Raw genomic sequence first — 16,621 nt, 5'->3', positions numbered from 1 at the left:
AGAAATCAGGCGCTCCGACGCAACGCGCAGAGACGAACTGCTGTCACGGTTGGCTGTGGTCGCCACTCATACGGTCTACTGTAACGGGTTCCCGGTGCAACCGCAGGCCGGCCGCGATTGCACCGGCACCGACTGACAGTAGTCCGTCTCACTCCGCGTCGGACTCGTCCGGGAGATCGTCGACGCCGCACATCTGCATCACCTGCCGAATATGGAAATCTTTCTCGCTCGGGTCATCGGTTTGGAGTGCTTGCTCGAGATGGTTCTGGCTGCGCTCGGTCAATTTCTGCATTCGTGCGGGCGATAGATATCGAGATACTAAATATATACGATCACCAACACGTGTCTGTGACGGACATTGCTGACAGCAATGACTAATTCGAATGGATGAGTTAACACGCACGCGTCAGTCGCGAAGACGAGTTACGATTACCACTCGAAGCGCGTCGGATCGCGCGCTGCAAGCGCCGTTCGGACCGCGGCGACGTTCTCGTCGACATCGTGGACGCGGATGATGTCAGCACCGCGGTCGGCAGCAAGTGCCGTCGCAGCGACGGTCGCCTCACGTCGTTCGCCCGACGCACGGTCGATATGTTCGAACATGGACTTGTGGGAGTGGCCGAACAGGACGGGACAGCCGAGCGCGTGGAACTCGTCGATCCGATCGAGGAGTTCGAAGTTCTCCGCCGAAGATTTGCCGAAGCCGATCCCGGGATCGACGATGATTTGCTCGCGATCGAGGCCAGCCTTCTCTGCGAGTAACACGCGTTCGGAGAGATGATCGAGGACATCCGCGACGACGTCGTCGTACTCGACGTCGCGGTCGGGGACGACCGGTGCGTCGATGCTGTGCATCACGACCAGCCCCGCGTCGTGGTCGGCGGCAACGAAGCGCATCTCGGGGTCCTCGAGCCCCGAGACGTCGTTGATCATGTCCGCGCCAGCTTCGAGGGTCGCATCGGCGACGGCTGCTCGACGCGTATCGATAGAGAGCACCGCGTCGAGGTCGGCGATTTCCTCGACCACCGGGAGGACCCGGTCTAGTTCTTCGTCAACCGACACAGGATCCGATCCCGGACGAGTTGACTCTCCACCGATGTCGATCACGTCGACGCCGGCATCGACCATCGCCTTGGCGCGGGCCACGGCGTCCTCGAGTGCGTTGTACTGGCCGCCGTCGTGGAAGCTGTCGGGCGTGACGTTCAGGATGCCCATGACGGCCGTCCGATCCGCCCAAGGGGCGTCCGACTCGGTCGCCTCACCTGCAGAACGGGACGCCGACCGGGACCGTCCCACGGCGTGGCCCACCGCCGGCGTCGGTCGGTCCTCGGCGTCGGCTCCGGCCTCGAGTGCGAGGGTATCGCGCAGTTCCCGTGCGACGTCTGCCACCCCGTGGGGGCGTGACCGGCCCTCGAGCGCCTCGACGAGCGCCTCGAACTGGGCGAGCGTGCCCATCAACACGGCGTCGACGGCCTCGTCGTCGCGCTCGATGCCCGACAGGGCACATTCCCCACCCACTCGCAGCAACTCTTCTTTGAGGACGCTCGCCTGTCGGTCTCGTAGCGCTGTCCTGACGACCCGGTGGACGGCGTCGCCGTCCAGCCGCTCGATGTCGCCCGCGGCGACGTTTGCCCCCTCGAGTGCGTCGCGGGCATCGGCGAGATCGCGGACGCGTTTGGGAACGTCGGTTCGGGTCCAGCGCGAGCGCGCCTCCGCGACGACGAACAGCGAGCCGGTGACGAGCACGCAGTCGTCGCTGTCGGCTGCCTCGAGCGCGCGTGCGAGCGCGTCTTGAACGGTGGCTTCGGTCCGGACCGTGTCGACACCAGCGTCGGCGAACGCCTCGGCGAGGACGGCAGGATCCTCGGCGCGATCGAGCGTCGGCTCGGTCGTCACGACGCGCTCGGGCGTCGGCAACGCGGCGGCCATCGCGCGGTGTTCTTTCTCGTGCATCGCGCCGAAGACGACGTGGAGGTCGTCGTAGTCGTAGGTCGCAAGCGTCTCGCCGAGTCGCTCGCAGGCACCGGGGTTGTGTGCCCCATCGAGGACGGTCAGCGGCTCGGTGTCGATCACTTCAAACCGGCCCGGCCAGTGGGCGCTTCGCAGCCCGCGGGCGAGAACCGTGTCGGACACATCGCCGACCTGACGAGCCAGCACGGCTGCGATACCCGCGTTGACCGCCTGATGTTCGCCCAGCAGCGGAATCCGCGTCTCGAGGTCCCAGTCGTCGGCGTCGATCGAGACGGTGGCTTCGATGTGGTTTGCCCGGCCGCCGTAGGCGACGCGGATGTCGGGCCGTGCGTCAGCCCCCGTGTCCGTTCCGACGGTCACGACATTGCCGGCCACGTCGCGGACTGTCTCGAGTGGCTCACCGGTCACGCCCGTAACCAGCGGCACGTCGTCGGGTGCGACGTGGGCCTTGTCGCGGGCGATTTCCGCTTCGGTGTCGCCGAGGATGCCCGTATGCTCTAACGTGACGCTCGTCACTGCGCTGGCGACGGGATCGACGACGCTCGTCGCGTCGTATTTGCCACCGATGCCGACCTCGAGGATGGCGACGTCGACGTCCTCGCGGCCGAACTGCCACAGCGCCATCGCCGTCATCGCCTCGAAGAAGGTGGGCGACTCGCCGTCGGCGGCCTGCGCTGTAACGTACTCGCGGATCGCTTCAACGTACTCGCAGACGGCCGACCGGGGAATCTTCCGGCCGTCGACGCGGACCCGCTCGCGGAGGTCCTCGAGATGTGGCGAGGTGTAAAGGCCGACGGAGTAGCCAGCCTCCCGCAGGGTTCGCTCGAGCATGCGGGCCGTGCTCCCTTTCCCGTTGGAGCCGGCGATCTGCACGAAATCGACGTCGGCATGAGGGTGCTCAAGGTGAGACAGCAACCGGGCCGTCGACTCGGTGCCCGGCTTCGGGCGGAACCGCCGGAGATCGAATAAGAAATCCGCCGCCTCGTAATACTCCATACAGTGACCGAGAGCCCGGTCGTTTTTGATACTGTCGGACAAGGGGCGGTGTCCCGCCGATCACGACCGTCGGCTGTCGAAGCCACAGGCGGCGGTGTCACGCACCTCGAAGCCCCGTCGGCGGCCGGAAGAAAACGCCATCGAACAGCGCGAGCGCCGCGATGGCTGCGCCGCCGAGAACGGCCGCTTCGAAGGGGAGACCGAGCAATCGACTAGCGAGAAACGCGACCACGAACGCTGTCGGGATCAGTCCCAGCAGGAGATCGTACCGGTCGATCGTCAACGGCCGATCACCGATTCGAAAACGGTCGACGATGCCAGTGATGTCTCTCGCCATCATTGATTTTCACCGCCGTACGACTGTACGATGTCTTGCCACTATAACTTGGTAGATATTAGCGCTCGAGAGCAGGCGAGAGCCTATTTACGTGCCCCTCTGACGGCGAACGGTCATTCCAACGTGTGCTCCCGTGTGTGTCCCTTGTCCGTCGGCTCGCGAGTGATCTCGAGGAATGCGTCCTCGAGACTGCGCGCGTCGCCGGTCTCGGCGCGGGTTTTGAGCCGTTCGGGATCGTCCTCGGCGACGAGCGTCCCGTTGTGGAGGACGCCGATCTCGTCGGCCAGTTCGTCGACGACCGAGAGGATGTGTGTCGACAGGAAGATCGTCATCTCGTGGTCGGCGAGATCTGCGATCGTTTCGCGCATCGTCCGGGCCGCACGAGGGTCGAGCCCGCTGGTCGGTTCGTCGAGGAAGGCCACGTCCGGTTCGTGAAGGACTGCCTGGATGACGCCGACTTTCTGGCGCATCCCCTTCGAGTAGTCCTCGATGCGCTTGTGGGCGTCTTCGAGCAGACCGAAGCGCTCGAGCAACGTGTCGATGCGCTCGCTTGCCTCGGTCTCGGGGATGTCCCGGAGGCCAGCAGCGTACTCGAGTTGTTCCCGGCCGGTGAGTTCGTCGTAGACCGGTGGTTCTTCGGGCAGATAGCCGATATGCGGCGTGACGGACTCGCGGTCTGCGATCGAGTGGCCGGCGACGCGAGCCGTCCCTGCGGTCGGTCTCGTCAGCGTCGTCAGTATCCGCATGGTCGTCGTCTTCCCCGCCCCGTTGGGACCGAGAAACCCGTACACGGTACCGCGGTCGACGGTCATCGTCAGCTCCGAGACGGCGGTCGTCTCGCCGTATCGCTTCGTCAGTCCGTCGGTTTCGATGGCGGGGCTGTCGGCAGGGCGCATACGCGTTCGTTTGGCGGTATCTAATTAAAAGTATGTCACGTTTGGATGGTCGACGTAGCCGTATGACAGATATCCAAACGGTTTACTGCCAGCGCATCCCGAACACGATTATGAGCCCGGAATTGCTCCCCTCCTGCCGAACGACTCGAGGTGTTTCGTGATGGCACACGCTGCGATGGCTGTCGCGGATCTCGAGGTCCGACGGACCGTTCGCGCGGTCGTCGGGAACCGGACGAAGCTGCTCCTGATGGCAGTGGTCGCGGTGTTCGCACTCGGTCCGATCACGACCCTCGGAGTGACTGTCTTGCCGACGCTGGGTGAGCGGGCTGTCGCCGAGCCTCTCACGGCCGAGACCGCCACGATGGTGATCGAGTACGTGACCGGTGCCATTGCAGTCCTGTGGGTGCTTCTGGTCGTGATGACGGTCATGCGAACGGTAACGGCAGTCGCCGCCGTCGACGAGCCCGCGTTCCTCCTGTTGTCGACGGCAGTTCGCAACGCCGTCGTCGGTATCGTCGCCGCCGAAGTCGCACTCTACGTGAGCGTCCTGTTGCCGCTGACGGCGCTCTTTGCCGGCGCGTTCGCGTTGGGCGCGGGAACAGCCTTCCCCGTCGTGAGCGCGATACTGGCGGTCGCCCTCGTCGTGGTCACCGCCATCCCAGTCGGGTTCGTCGTCGGCATCTGGGTTCGGCATCTGGTCACCGTCTACGAGCCGATCGCTCGCTATCGAACCCTGCTGTTCGCTGCGTTCTGGCTCGTCTACTTCGGTGCGATCGCAACCGGCGGCATGAATACGGTCATGGGGACGCTGTTTACGGCCTTACAGACGAGTCCACTCGGCTGGCCCGGCCACCTGCTGCTGGTCGGAATCCCGGGTCTCGACCCCTCGGTACGTGCGATCGCCGGTGCCGTCGCCGGTGCCGTCCTGGTCATCGGCGTCGCCCTTGCGGGTGCCGTCCCTGCCGCACAGCGTCACTGGTTTGCGGATCCGGCCCGCACCGACGACGACCCGCTCGAGGAAGAGACGTCGTCGGACCGGCTCTCCGGTCTCCTTACGGGACTTGTCTCGCAGCCGGTTCGAACCGTGACGGTAACGGCGATCCGCCGGACGAAACGCGCACCGATTCGACTGGCGTATGCCGGCTATCCGCTGTTGGGAACGCTCGGATTCCTCCAGCAGATCGTCGAACTCGGGACGGTCCCCGCGTTTCTGGCCGTCCTCTTCTGTTTGTACGCCGTCTGGGCCGCCGGCGTCTTCTTTACGCTCAACCCGCTGGGCGACCTCGGACCAGCTTTGCCCGCCGTCATCACATCGACGCTGAGCGGTCGACAGGCGATTCGCGGCCGCATGCTCGCTGGCACCCTCGTCGGTGTCCCGATCGCGTTGGTCGTGTCGATCGGCTTCGGCGTCGTGAGTCCACTCGGACTCGAGCAGACCGGTGCGCTAGTCGCCGCCACCGTCGCCGGAGCAGTCGCGACGCCGGCGCTCGCGGCCGGGATCGGGTCGGCGTTTCCCCGCTTCGGGAGCGTCAACGTTACCAACAACCGCGAGGCGGTGATGCCGAGCAAGACTGCTTTCGTCGTCTACACGCTCGCGATCGCACTGCCGTCGGTCGCCGCCGTTGTGCTGTATCTCGAGGCCCCCAGGATGATCGCTGCACTGATCGCATCGGTGTCGGCGTGGACGCCACTGCCGTCCGTCTCGATCTCCGCCCGTGCGATCACGATCGGTGCCTGGACGGTCTTGATCGGCGGGCTGGTCGCGCCAGCCGTCTCCTATCGCTACGCCGTCGAGCGATTCGACTGGTACGACTTCGAGTAGCAGACTCCAAAACGAGTTCCGTCACAAACGCCACATCGGCGTCGAAAAACAGGCGCTCGAGACGTCGTTACTCCGAACTGCCCCACTCGGCGACGTTCTTCGGACGGTCGGTCACGGCGGCGACCTCGAGGTCACCATCGAAGCTCTCGAGGGCTTCGACGTAGGCCTCGGCGCTGGCCACCGTCGACAGATAGGGGATTTCCTCTTCGACGGCCATCTCGAGGCTGTCGCGGTCGCGGCTGACGATGAAGTCGACTTCGTTTTCGCGGATCGCCTGTGGTACGTCGTCGAACTCCGCGATATCGAAGAACTGCTCGAAGCCGTCGACGTCGAGATCGACCACGGCGGTACCCTCGCTGACGGCGTTGTCGGCCGCCTGCTGGGACTTCCAGTAGGCCGTGCCGAACTCGCTTGCCGTGCCCATGACCTCGCCGGTAGATTTCATCTCCGGGCCGAGACGTGGGTCCGAGCCCGGCAGGCGGTCGAAGGGCAGGACGACCTCCTTGATCGAGGTGTGTTCGGGGATCTGCTCGTCGGTCTCGAGCGTCTCTAAGGTTTCGCCGGCCATGACCTTCGCGGCGAGTTTGGCGATCGGGACGCCGGTCGCCTTCGAGACGAACGGGACGGTACGGGACGAGCGTGGGTTGGCCTCTAAGACGTAGACCTCGCCGTCGCGGACGGCCAGCTGGACGTTCAGCAGGCCCTTCGTTTTGAGCGCTTCGGCGATGTCTTCGGTGACCTCACGGACGCGCTCTAAGGTGTCCTCGTCGAGCGAGCGCGGCGGAATCATACACGCGGAGTCGCCGGAGTGGACGCCGGCGGTCTCGACGTGTTCCATGATGCCGCCGATGATGATGTTGCGGCCGTCCGAAACTGCGTCCACGTCGAGTTCGACCGCGTTCTCGAGGAAGTCGTCGACGAGGATCGGTTTCTCGGGGCTGACGCGAACGGCCTCCTCGATGTAGGTCTCGAGTTCTTCATCGTTGTAGACGACGTCCATCGCGCGGCCGCCAAGCACGTAGGAGGGGCGGACAAGGACTGGATAGCCGATGTCGTGGGCCAGTTCGAGAGCCTCTTCCTTCGAGAAGGCGGTGCCACCGTCGGGCTGGGCGATGCCCATCTCCTCCATCAGGAGGTTGAAGCGGTCGCGGTCCTCGGCGAGGTCCATCGCTTCGACCGAGGTCCCCATGACCTCACAGTCGAGCCCGCGGCGCTCGAGTTCGTCCTCGAGCGGTTCGCCGATGTTGACCGACGTCTGGCCGCCGAACTGGACCATCACACCGTCAGCGCCCGTGGCTTCGGCGACGTCGGCGACCTCTTCGGCCGTGATCGGCTCGAAGAACAGCCCGTCGGAGGTGTCGTAGTCGGTCGAGACGGTCTCGGGGTTGTTGTTGACGACGTAGGCGTCGATACCGAGTTCGCGCAGCGCACGGACCGCGTGGACCGAACAGTAGTCGAACTCGACGCCCTGTCCGATGCGGATCGGGCCACCGCCGACGACGATCACGCTCTCGATGTCGCGGTCGACCTCGAGCTCGCCCGAGGCGGCGTCGCCGACGAGCGGGCCCTTCTCGAACTCGTTTTTCCGCGAGGAGTAGTAGTACGGCGTCTCGGCTTTGAACTCACCCGCACAGGTGTCGACCTGTTTGTAGGTGCGGCCGGGGACTTCGGTCTCGACGGTCTCGACGTCCGAGCCGGCAGCCGCGGCGATGCTGGCGTTGGTGTGGCCAGTGATCGCGGCTTCGGTGAAGTCGCCCTCCTGGGCGGCGACCGTCGAGTTGGCGATGTTCGCGTAGCGCTCGGTGTACCACTCGAAGATCCCGGTCAGGTCGACGACTTCATCGACCGTGTAGCCGCGGTCGAACGCCTCGAACATCGCGTACGGACGGTCCGGCGACGGACGCTCGAGGTAGTGTTCCTCGAGTTCCTCGTCGCTGACGTCGTCCCAGTCGACGTCGGGTTCGTATTCGCTCGAGCGAAGCGCCTTGAGGAGGCTCTCCTCGAAGGTGCGGCCGATGGCCATCGCCTCGCCGGTCGACTTCATCGCCGTCGTCAGCTCGAAGTCGACGTCGTCGAACTTGTCTTTGGGCCAACGGGGAACCTTGGTAACGACGTAGTCGATCGCGGGCTCGAACGCCGCGGTCGTCTCGCCCGTAATTTCGTTGTCGATCTCGTGGAGGCGCTTGCCGAGTGCGACCTTTGCAGTGACGCGAGCGATCGGGTAGCCGGTCGCCTTCGAGGCCAGCGCGGAGGAACGCGAGACGCGCGGGTTGACCTCGACGACGCGGTACTCGCCGCCGGGCGTGCCGTCGTCGTGCCAGGCGAACTGGATGTTACAGCCGCCCTGAATGCCGAGTTCTCGGATGACATCGAGTGCGGCCGTGCGCATCTCCTGGTGTCCCTCGTCGGGGACGAGCTGTGAGGGCGTGACGACCGTCGACTCGCCAGTGTGGATGCCCATCGGGTCGATGTTCTCCATGTTGCAGATGATGATACACGAGTCGTCGGCGTCGCGCATGACCTCGTACTCGTACTCGACCCAGCCGGCGATCGATTCCGTGATGAGGACTTCGCTGTTGCGCGAGAGGCGCAGCCCCTTGCGGACGCGACGAAGGAGTTCGTCCATCTCGTGGACGACTCCCGAGCCGGAGCCACCCAGCGTGTACGTGGTGCGGGCGATGACCGGCAGGCCGCCAACTTCGTCGACGGCGGCCTGGACGCGCTCCTCGAGGTCGGCTTCGGTCAGCTCCGAGACTTCTTCGCCCTCGTCGAGCGAGATGGTGGTCGATTTCGGAACCGGCTGGCCGATCTTCTCCATGCGCTGGCGGAAGAGGTCGCGGTCTTCCGTCGCGTAGATCGTGTCAAGGGGCGTCCCCATGATATCGACGTCGTACTCCTCGAGCACGCCTTCCTCGGCGAGTTCGGCGGTGACGTTCAGTCCGGTCTGGCCACCGAGCCCGGCGATGACGCCGTCGGGGTTTTCCTTGCGGATGATCTCCGCGATGGCGTCGGTCGTGATCGGCTCGATGTAGACCCGGTCGGCCATCTCCGGATCGGTCATGATCGTCGCAGGGTTCGAGTTGACGAGGACGACGCGAGCGCCCTCCTCCTGCAGCGCCCGGCAGGCCTGTGCACCGGAGTAGTCGAACTCGGCTGCCTGCCCGATCTGGATCGGGCCGCTCCCGATCAACAGGATCGTGCGTCCGTCCCCCGTCTCGCCGTCTACGGCGGTGTCCGTACTCATTTGTCTTGTCGAATCGAAGTTCGTACATCGTAATAAGCCCCACGATACAGTACGAATCTCGAAATGGCTTTTCGAAATTCGAACTCGCGGTGAGCCGACTGTCCCGAAACACACCGTGGTTCCGGACTAGCGGCCGGTTCTGCAGGCTGGGTGAGAGCCACAGCCATACGACTGACGGACGATTGCAGTCCGATACGGGTCGAAAACAGCGGTCAGAACCCGGACCTGCGCGAGTCCATCACAGACACGAAGCGATCAGATCGGCTGGTCGTACTCGCTCTCGAACTCGCGTTGCCGGCGGTACTGCTCGACGAACTCGGTGACGTCGAACTCGAGCATCTGGGACTCGAAGTCGGTGATTGCGGCGTCGTCGTCGGCGTGGCTGATCGCGTGTTCCATGAGTTCGACGACGAGTTCGACGACGATCTCGTGGAGTCGCCGGGCATCGAAGTCCGCGATCCACAGCAGGGTGTAGCCGACGGCCCCGTCGTCGCTCGCGTCGTGGACCGCGACGTCCTCGGGAAACTCCTCTAGGACGACGCCCATCAGGTGTGGCGTGCCGAACTCCTCGAACTCGTCGTCGGTGTCGATCGTCTCCTGGAGGATGGCCACGAGCGACTCCGGGAAAAACCGCGAGGGCGGATGCACGTCGGTCACGACGGCGTGGACGTCACCGCAGGGACAGTGGTACTCGCGCATGCCCAAGTCGATCGCGTGAGGGTCGACGGACTCCCCGCAGGGAAGCTCGAGGTCGTCGCTGCCGTCGGAACCCGGAACGGGGGGTGGTGTCATTGCTCGTTTTTCGGATGCACAGGGGATAAGGGCGACGACTCGGGGCGTCGAACGACGCAACATCGGCGGCGTGCGACGGGAATCAGTGACAGCAGCCGGTCTCAGAGATCGGACGCGTCGAACCGGTAGTAGCCGATGGCAAGCGCCACGAGCAGCCACAGGAGTAAGATGGCGATGCCGATCTCAGGATTCGTATAGAAGGGGTCAGCCGCGTCGGCTGCCGTCTGCGCGCCGGCACCCGACTGGGCTGACTCGGCATTAGCCGCGTCTGCGAGGTTAGGTAAGAGCGCAACGACGGACGAGAAGTACGCCGCAGAGGGCGACAGCTGTAACAGAGGGTACAGCCAGTCGGGCATCGTCGACGGGATGGTAAACCCCTCGAGGACGTAGAGGATCCCCATCGGGATCACGTCCCAGAGCAGTTCGAAGACGACGAAAAAGCCAAGCGCGAGCGTCGTCGCACGCGATGTCGACCCCGTCGTCGCCGAGAGCCCAACGACGATCGTCGCGTAGACGGCCACGAACGCCAGCGTGGTGAGGACGAAGACGACGAGCGCGCCGGCCTCGAGGTTGCCGATCAACGCGGCACCCACACCGAGGCCAATGATGAGACCGACGCCGAGACCGAAGGCGAGGACGGCAGCCCGTCCGACGACCTTGCCGACGAAGACCTGTCCGCGCGTGGTCGGCAAGGAGAGCAACAGCTTGATGCTCCCGAGTTCGCGCTCGCCCGCGAGAGATTTGTAACAGACGACGATCGCAGACAGCGGGACGAACAGTCCGACCAAGCCGATGGTGAAGAAGATTAGTCCACCGAACGTCGCCTCCGTCGCAGCGCCGAGCAGTGCGGGTGCCTCGACGTACGCGTACGTCGAGAGAACCGACAGCACCACGAAGACACCGACGAGCGCCCACAGTGCCCGCGACTGGACGGCGTCGCGGAAATCCTTCTTCGCGACGGTAGCCCAGGTCATGACTCGATCTCCGGTCTGTCGTTCGTGTAGCGGACGAACAGGTCCTCGAGCGAGGATTCGACCACTGAAAAGTCCTGAACGGCAGTTACCTCGTCGATCGCGTGCAAGACGGCGAACTTCGAGACGCCGTCGACGGTCACCCGCAGCCGTCCGTCATCGATCGCCGCCGTCCCGACGCCCTCGAGGGTGCGAACGCGCTCGAGGACGCTGTCGTCGAGTGCCGACACGTAGACGTACAGCGTCTCGCCGACCTCCGTCGCATCGCGGAGCCCGTCGATCGTGTCGACGGCGACGAGGTGGCCGTCGTCGATGATCGCCACGCGATCACAGACCGCCTCGACTTGCTCCATGATGTGACTCGAGAAGAAGACGGTGGTGCCGCGGTCGTTCTCCGCGCGGATGATCTCGCGCATCTCGCGGGCTCCGTTGGGATCGAGACCGGTCGAGGGCTCGTCTAAGACGAGCAGCTCTGGATCACCGACCAGTGCCATCGCGAGTATCAGTCGCTGGCGCATCCCCTTCGAGTAGCCGCCGGCTTTCCGGTCGGCCGCGTCGGCGACCCGGACCCGCTCGAGGAGCGCGTCGGGATCCTCGTCGACGCCTTTCATCTCGATGGCGAACTCGACGTGTTGGCGGCCAGTCAGCCGATCGTAGACGTGGTAGGCATCCGGAAGCACGCCGATCCGGTTTCGAACGGCCAGCCCGTCCGCCTGGGCGTCGTAGCCGAGGACGGTCGCAGTCCCGTCGGTCGGTCGGATGAAATCGAGCAGGATGTCGATCGTCGTCGACTTCCCCGCCCCGTTCGGTCCCAGAAAGCCGAAGATCTCACCCTCTTCGACGGTGAGATCCAGCCCGTCGACAGCGACAACGTCACCGAACCGTTTGGTCAGTCCCTCGAGTTCAATCGCCGCCATGCTCGCCCCTCCAAGTCGACGCCGCGTCAAACACTGTCGATGAGCCGATCTGCATAGTCGCTCCTACTCCGCAGACGGCATAAATATATTGACAGCATTATATATTAACGACGGCCTTACTCAAGCGGCGCGAGGCGTGTCGTTTCGGTTGCGGCGACAAACAGGGGTTTGCTTCGAGATGGCAGCCCACCACGTGGCCAACGGTCGATCCAGTGTCGACGTGCGTCTACGATTCAGGGCCAGTCGTCGCGAACCTGCTCCGCCTCGTCGTCGTCCTCGTCGGCGTGGGTCGCCAGGATCCAGTCGGCTGCCTCGGCAGCGTCCTCGACTGCGAGATACTCCCAATCGACCGCATCGGCGAGTGCCTCGTCTTCCTCGCTGGCACCGATATAGACGTACCGATCAGTATCGAACTGGTCTTTGACGCCCTCGAGACTCTCTTCTTTCCCGCGAGGGCCAGAGAAGAAGTCCTGTCGGACGCGGTTCTTCCGCGTGAAGTTCGTCACGACGTAGGTCGGCTTCTCCGAGACGACGCCGATGTACTCGGTCCAGCCTCTGGCGTCTTCGAACACGCGCTCGGGCGAGGCGAGTGCCTTCAGCGCCTCGAGTTCGAACGCCAGCGTCATGTCGCTATCGCCGTTCATGTGTCATCAAACGCGCGCACGTGGGAAAACGACTTCGATACTGCACACTCACGACGACACGCTGGCGCTCTCATCGCACAGAACAGTCCGTGAGAGCCGTTCAGGCGCGCTCGACCCGGAAGTAATCCGTGAAAACGATCACCTCGCCGGGCTCGAGCCCAGTCCCCGCAGCCGGAACGGATCGATCCGCTGACAGAGCCGCGTACACGGCCTCCAGCGTGTCCGAATCGAGTTGGTCGACGTGACGAACGGTTGCATCCGGTGCGACCGATTCGACAGGCTCGAGTCGGACGTCGACAGGTTCGAGTTGTACCGATCGGCGGCGGGGTTCACTGGCTGCCATGTTCATTGTTACCAAATGTATTACTTCAACTTAATAGTTCCGGCTGGAGGACCGGTAATCGGTGTCTCTGGCGAGCGTGTCGGTCGGCTGGCGGCGAGGCCCCCAAGTCACATGTAAGTGGTCAGTGCTGTCTACAACAGAGCGCAGTATCGCAGGGAGTCGAAAACGGATCGCGCGGAACGAACAGTGCCGTGTCGGATTACTGTTCCTGTGGCGCTGCGAGCTCGTCTAAGTCGACGGATTGCTCGAGCAGGACCTCGGCCTGGTCGGCGACCTCGCGCTGTTCGCGCATCAGCTGCTTGAGCTGGCTCTGGGGCGAGAGATCGCCGATGAGGACGCCACCGACGACCTTGCCGTCCTTGAAGGCGATGCGTCGCCACTCGGTGTCTGAGTACTTGCGTTCGGCGTGTTCGTCGCCAATCGTCGGGTGGCCAAAGGAGAGGAACGGGAAGTCGAAGTGCGTAATGGAGTAGGAGGAGACCCACTCGAACTCCTCGGCTTCCTCGGCGGCGGCCATGTTGACCGCGGCGACTCGACCCTGCTCTTTGGCCGAGCCCCACGAGCCGTTCTGGGCCTGCTCGCCGAGCAGAACGTCGTAGAAGCGGGTGATGTCGCCAGCCGCGTAGATGTCGTCGACGTTGGTCTGCATGTACTCGTCGACGATGATGCCGTTGTCCTCCTTGAGGCCGGCACCATCGAGGAACTCGGTGTTGAAGTTCAGGCCGATCGCAGCGCCGACGAAGTCACACTCGTAGCGGTCGCCGTTGGGGTCGACAGCGGCGGTGACGTGTCCGTCGTCGTCGGTCTCGAAGTGATCGACGCCGCTGTCGAAGACGGGTTCGACGCCGACATCGCGCATGCCCTCGTGCATGATCTCGGCACCCTCTCCCGAGAGCGCGTAGCGCCACCAGCGGTCGCCACGCATGAGGTAGTCGGCCTCGATACCCTGTGCGCCACAGACGGCCGCGAAGTCGATGCCGAGGAGACCGGCACCGATGATCACGCCTTTGTCGGACTGTTCGGCGTGCTCGCGGATCCCACGTGCATCCTGGAACGTCCAGAAGTGGTGGATCCCGTCGGCGTCGCTGTTATCGACGGGGAGTTGTGTCGGCGTTCCGCCGGTTGCAACGAGGAGTTTGTCGTAGGGAATCTCGCCGCTGTCGTGGGTGTTGACGACCTTCGCGTCGGTGTCGACGCTCGTGACGAAGGTGTTCAACGAGAGGTCGATGTCGCGTTCGTCGTACCACTCCTCATCGTGGATCGAGATAGGCGCTTCAGGGAGTTTGCCTTTCGCGTGTTCCTTGATGAGAATCCGGTTATACAGTGGCTCCCCCTCATCGGTAATGACGGTAATCTCCGAGTCCGGGTCTTCCTCCCGGAGGGTCTCGGCAGCCGAACTACCCGAGATCCCGTCACCGATGATGACGTACTGAGTCATATCCAGTCCGTTCGTAACCCGGGTTAAAGTGGATTGCTATCTCGTCTATTTTTCCGGACTGGCACGGGGGACACAACAATAGTAAACATAATTCCCGTAATTCTTGACAGTGTGGGTTTTTAATCAATAATCAGGCAGCATTTCTCGAGAGAAAACAGATTACTGCCGCTTCGGAGTTCCGGTCGTCCCGTCAGCGACGAGCGCGACACTCACGCGATCGTGACGCGCCGCGTGGACACCTACACCCTAACAATGTTGTCCGAACTGTTCTTTAGGTGCAGTTCCCAACCAAGGGATATGAAGCTCCGCCAGAACGCGAAGCACTTCGCCTACCAGAAGGCCCTCGAGACGCCGGGCGTCCGTTCGGTCGCCAACGCGGGGCTGGTCAAACTCCACACCAGGATTTTCACCGGGAAAGCCGACCCTTCCCACGCCGAGGACCGACGCGAACACCTCGATGGCTTCTTCGACGCGACGATGGATACCTACCTGCGCGCCCTTCAGGACGGCTACTCCGAAGCCGAAGCCCGCGAGATCACCCACATTCAGGCCAACTTCGACTTCTACAACCACGGCTGGACCGAGATGATGGAGTTCCCTGCCGACGAACTCGAGGCCCACTACGACCGCTACCGCGAGTTCTTCGAGCGGTGGGACATCACGATCGACGAACCGCTCGGCCAGTTCGCCCCGCCCGAGGGCGTTCCCAAGGCACCCTCGACGCCCGAACGACTCGAGGACCCCGAGCATCCCCACGCCCAGGGTGGCTTCGCCGACGACGTCTACGTCGAGACCGAAGACGGCGACCTCGTCGTCGGTGGACAGGACGAACCCGAGGACGTCGACGTCTCGGAGGTCGTCGAGAAGCACGAAGACAGCTAATCCTCGCTCGGGTCCGTCGCCTATCCGTCCGAGCCACGCCGGTTTCCAAGCCGCTAAGTGCGCAGAGATGCGATGTCGAGCAAGATTCGTATGGCCCTGAACGCGAACGATCGGGCGATCGCGGGCTTTACTATGGCGGGCCACGCACTGGTCCACTGGTTCGAGACCTCGATCCCGATCTTCCTGGTCGTCTGGCTGGCCGAGTTCGACGTCGGTGTCGCGTTGTTCGGTATCGTCGTCGCGCTCGGCTACGCGCCGTTCGGCCTCGGGGCACTGCCCGGCGGGATCCTCGCGGATCGCTACGGCACTAAGCGGCTCGTCTTGCTGTGTGTCGCCGGTATGTCACTGTCGTTTCTCGTCCTCGCCGTTGCGAGTTCGATCTACGCCATCGCGGCTGGCCTGATCCTGTGGGGGATCGCCGCCAGCGTCTACCACCCCGCCGGCCTCGCGCTCATCAGTACCGGCGTCGAGGACCGAGGCACTGTCTTCGCCTGGCACGGGATCGCCGGCAACGCCGGCATCGCGCTCGGTCCGTTCGTCGCCGCCACGCTGTTGATCTTCCTCGAGTGGTCCGTCGTCGCCGCGGTGCTCACCGTGCCGGGTTTCCTCGCGATTCTCTACGGTCTCAGCGCGGAGTTCGACCCAACCGCAGCAGTCGCGGACGACGCCGACGCGGGGCCCGACGAGGCGCTGTCGCTGTCGGAAGTCGTTGGCAATACGCGCACGCTGTTCGCGAGCGCCTTCGCCGTCGTCTTCGTCCTCGTCACCTTCGAGGGGCTCTACTATCGGGGCACGCTGACCTACCTGCCCGAGATCCTCCACGGCCTGCCGGCGATGGACGGGCTGGCGTTGCCGGCTGGTCTCGAGGGGATCGAACCAGCCGACTACATCTACGTCGGCCTGCTGGTCGTCGGCATGGCGGGCCAGTACGCCGGCGGAAAGTTGACCAGCCGCGTGACGCCGGCTCGAGGACTCACGGGTATCTTCGCCGTCCTTGCGGTCCTCGCACTCGCGTTCGTTCCGGTGACGGCGACGGGTGTCGGGCTCGCACCGATCGTTGTCCTCTGTGGCGTGCTGGGCTTTTTCCTGTTCGCGATTCAGCCGTTCTACCAGAACGCCGTCGCGCTCTATACGCCGCCGGACGCTCGCGGGCTCTCCTATGGCTACACCTATCTCGCCGAGTTCGGGTTCGGGTCGGTGAGTATCGCGCTCGGCGGCTTCGTCCTCGGCCAGTTCTCGCAAACGGCGTTTTTCGCGGTCGTCGCCGGATTTGCAGCACTCGGCGGCTTGGTCGCGGGCGGACTGCTGATCGGCGGTGATCGATTCCTTGCTGCAGGCGGATCGCTCGAGGCGAACGCCGACGACTGA

14 protein-coding genes are annotated in these 16,621 nt (G+C 64.1%); 3 read left to right on the top strand and 11 right to left on the bottom strand.

Features of this window, described 5'->3' with window-relative positions:
* Positions 1-148 precede the first annotated feature (148 nt).
* The 4 genes from E2L06_RS21965 to E2L06_RS13920 form a co-directional block, all read right to left on the bottom strand.
* Positions 149-292, bottom strand: a complete 144-nt coding sequence (locus E2L06_RS21965; protein WP_171052374.1) for a hypothetical protein — start codon at positions 290-292, stop codon at positions 149-151.
* A 137-nt stretch (positions 293-429) separates the two neighbouring features.
* Positions 430-2,967: a dihydropteroate synthase gene (gene folP, locus E2L06_RS13930; protein ID WP_138782219.1), complete on the bottom strand. Its 2,538-nt coding sequence runs from the start codon at positions 2,965-2,967 to the stop codon at positions 430-432.
* 97 nt (positions 2,968-3,064) lie between these two features.
* On the bottom strand, positions 3,065-3,304 hold the full coding sequence (locus tag E2L06_RS13925) for a hypothetical protein (RefSeq protein ID WP_394348739.1): 240 nt from the start codon (positions 3,302-3,304) through the stop codon (positions 3,065-3,067).
* 113 nt (positions 3,305-3,417) lie between these two features.
* Complete coding sequence (locus E2L06_RS13920) at positions 3,418-4,200, bottom strand: ABC transporter ATP-binding protein (RefSeq protein WP_138782217.1); 783 nt, start codon at positions 4,198-4,200, stop codon at positions 3,418-3,420.
* A 160-nt stretch (positions 4,201-4,360) separates the two neighbouring features.
* Between E2L06_RS13920 and E2L06_RS13915 the strand changes: the two genes are divergently transcribed.
* The gene (locus E2L06_RS13915) at positions 4,361-6,022 is read left to right on the top strand and encodes a hypothetical protein (RefSeq protein ID WP_138782216.1); all 1,662 of its coding nucleotides are present in this window, start codon (positions 4,361-4,363) and stop codon (positions 6,020-6,022) included.
* A 67-nt stretch (positions 6,023-6,089) separates the two neighbouring features.
* On the opposite strand, the gene carB is transcribed toward E2L06_RS13915, so the two are convergent.
* The 7 genes from carB to E2L06_RS13880 form a co-directional block, all read right to left on the bottom strand.
* Entirely contained in the window at positions 6,090-9,266 is a 3,177-nt protein-coding gene (carB, locus tag E2L06_RS13910; protein ID WP_138782215.1) for a carbamoyl-phosphate synthase large subunit, read from the bottom strand.
* A gap of 255 nt (positions 9,267-9,521) precedes the next feature.
* The gene (locus E2L06_RS13905) at positions 9,522-10,058 is read right to left on the bottom strand and encodes a DUF5815 family protein (protein WP_138782214.1); all 537 of its coding nucleotides are present in this window, start codon (positions 10,056-10,058) and stop codon (positions 9,522-9,524) included.
* Between the two features lie 101 nt (positions 10,059-10,159).
* Positions 10,160-11,032 (bottom strand): ABC transporter permease subunit, encoded by an 873-nt coding sequence (locus E2L06_RS13900; RefSeq protein ID WP_138782213.1) that lies wholly within the window; start codon positions 11,030-11,032, stop codon positions 10,160-10,162.
* Entirely contained in the window at positions 11,029-11,946 is a 918-nt protein-coding gene (locus E2L06_RS13895; protein ID WP_138782212.1) for an ABC transporter ATP-binding protein, read from the bottom strand. The genes E2L06_RS13900 and E2L06_RS13895 overlap by 4 nt, the downstream gene beginning before the upstream one ends.
* A gap of 233 nt (positions 11,947-12,179) precedes the next feature.
* The gene (locus E2L06_RS13890; RefSeq protein ID WP_138782211.1) at positions 12,180-12,590 is read right to left on the bottom strand and encodes a hypothetical protein; all 411 of its coding nucleotides are present in this window, start codon (positions 12,588-12,590) and stop codon (positions 12,180-12,182) included.
* A gap of 100 nt (positions 12,591-12,690) precedes the next feature.
* Positions 12,691-12,939, bottom strand: a complete 249-nt coding sequence (locus tag E2L06_RS13885) for a hypothetical protein (RefSeq protein WP_138782210.1) — start codon at positions 12,937-12,939, stop codon at positions 12,691-12,693.
* 193 nt (positions 12,940-13,132) lie between these two features.
* Entirely contained in the window at positions 13,133-14,371 is a 1,239-nt protein-coding gene (locus tag E2L06_RS13880) for an NAD(P)/FAD-dependent oxidoreductase (RefSeq protein ID WP_138782209.1), read from the bottom strand.
* A 297-nt stretch (positions 14,372-14,668) separates the two neighbouring features.
* Here E2L06_RS13880 and E2L06_RS13875 point away from each other — a divergent pair, with 297 nt between their 5' ends.
* A complete protein-coding gene (locus tag E2L06_RS13875; protein ID WP_138782208.1) occupies positions 14,669-15,253 on the top strand; it encodes a DUF6149 family protein in 585 nt (194 codons plus the stop codon).
* 90 nt (positions 15,254-15,343) lie between these two features.
* Positions 15,344-16,621 (top strand): MFS transporter, encoded by a 1,278-nt coding sequence (locus E2L06_RS13870; protein WP_138782207.1) that lies wholly within the window; start codon positions 15,344-15,346, stop codon positions 16,619-16,621.

The organism is Haloterrigena sp. H1 (assembly GCF_005938085.1).
In the GTDB taxonomy this organism is placed as follows: domain Archaea; phylum Halobacteriota; class Halobacteria; order Halobacteriales; family Natrialbaceae; genus Natrinema.
The sequence above is the reverse complement of the archived record's forward strand: the minus strand, read 5'-3'. Positions and strand labels throughout refer to the sequence as shown.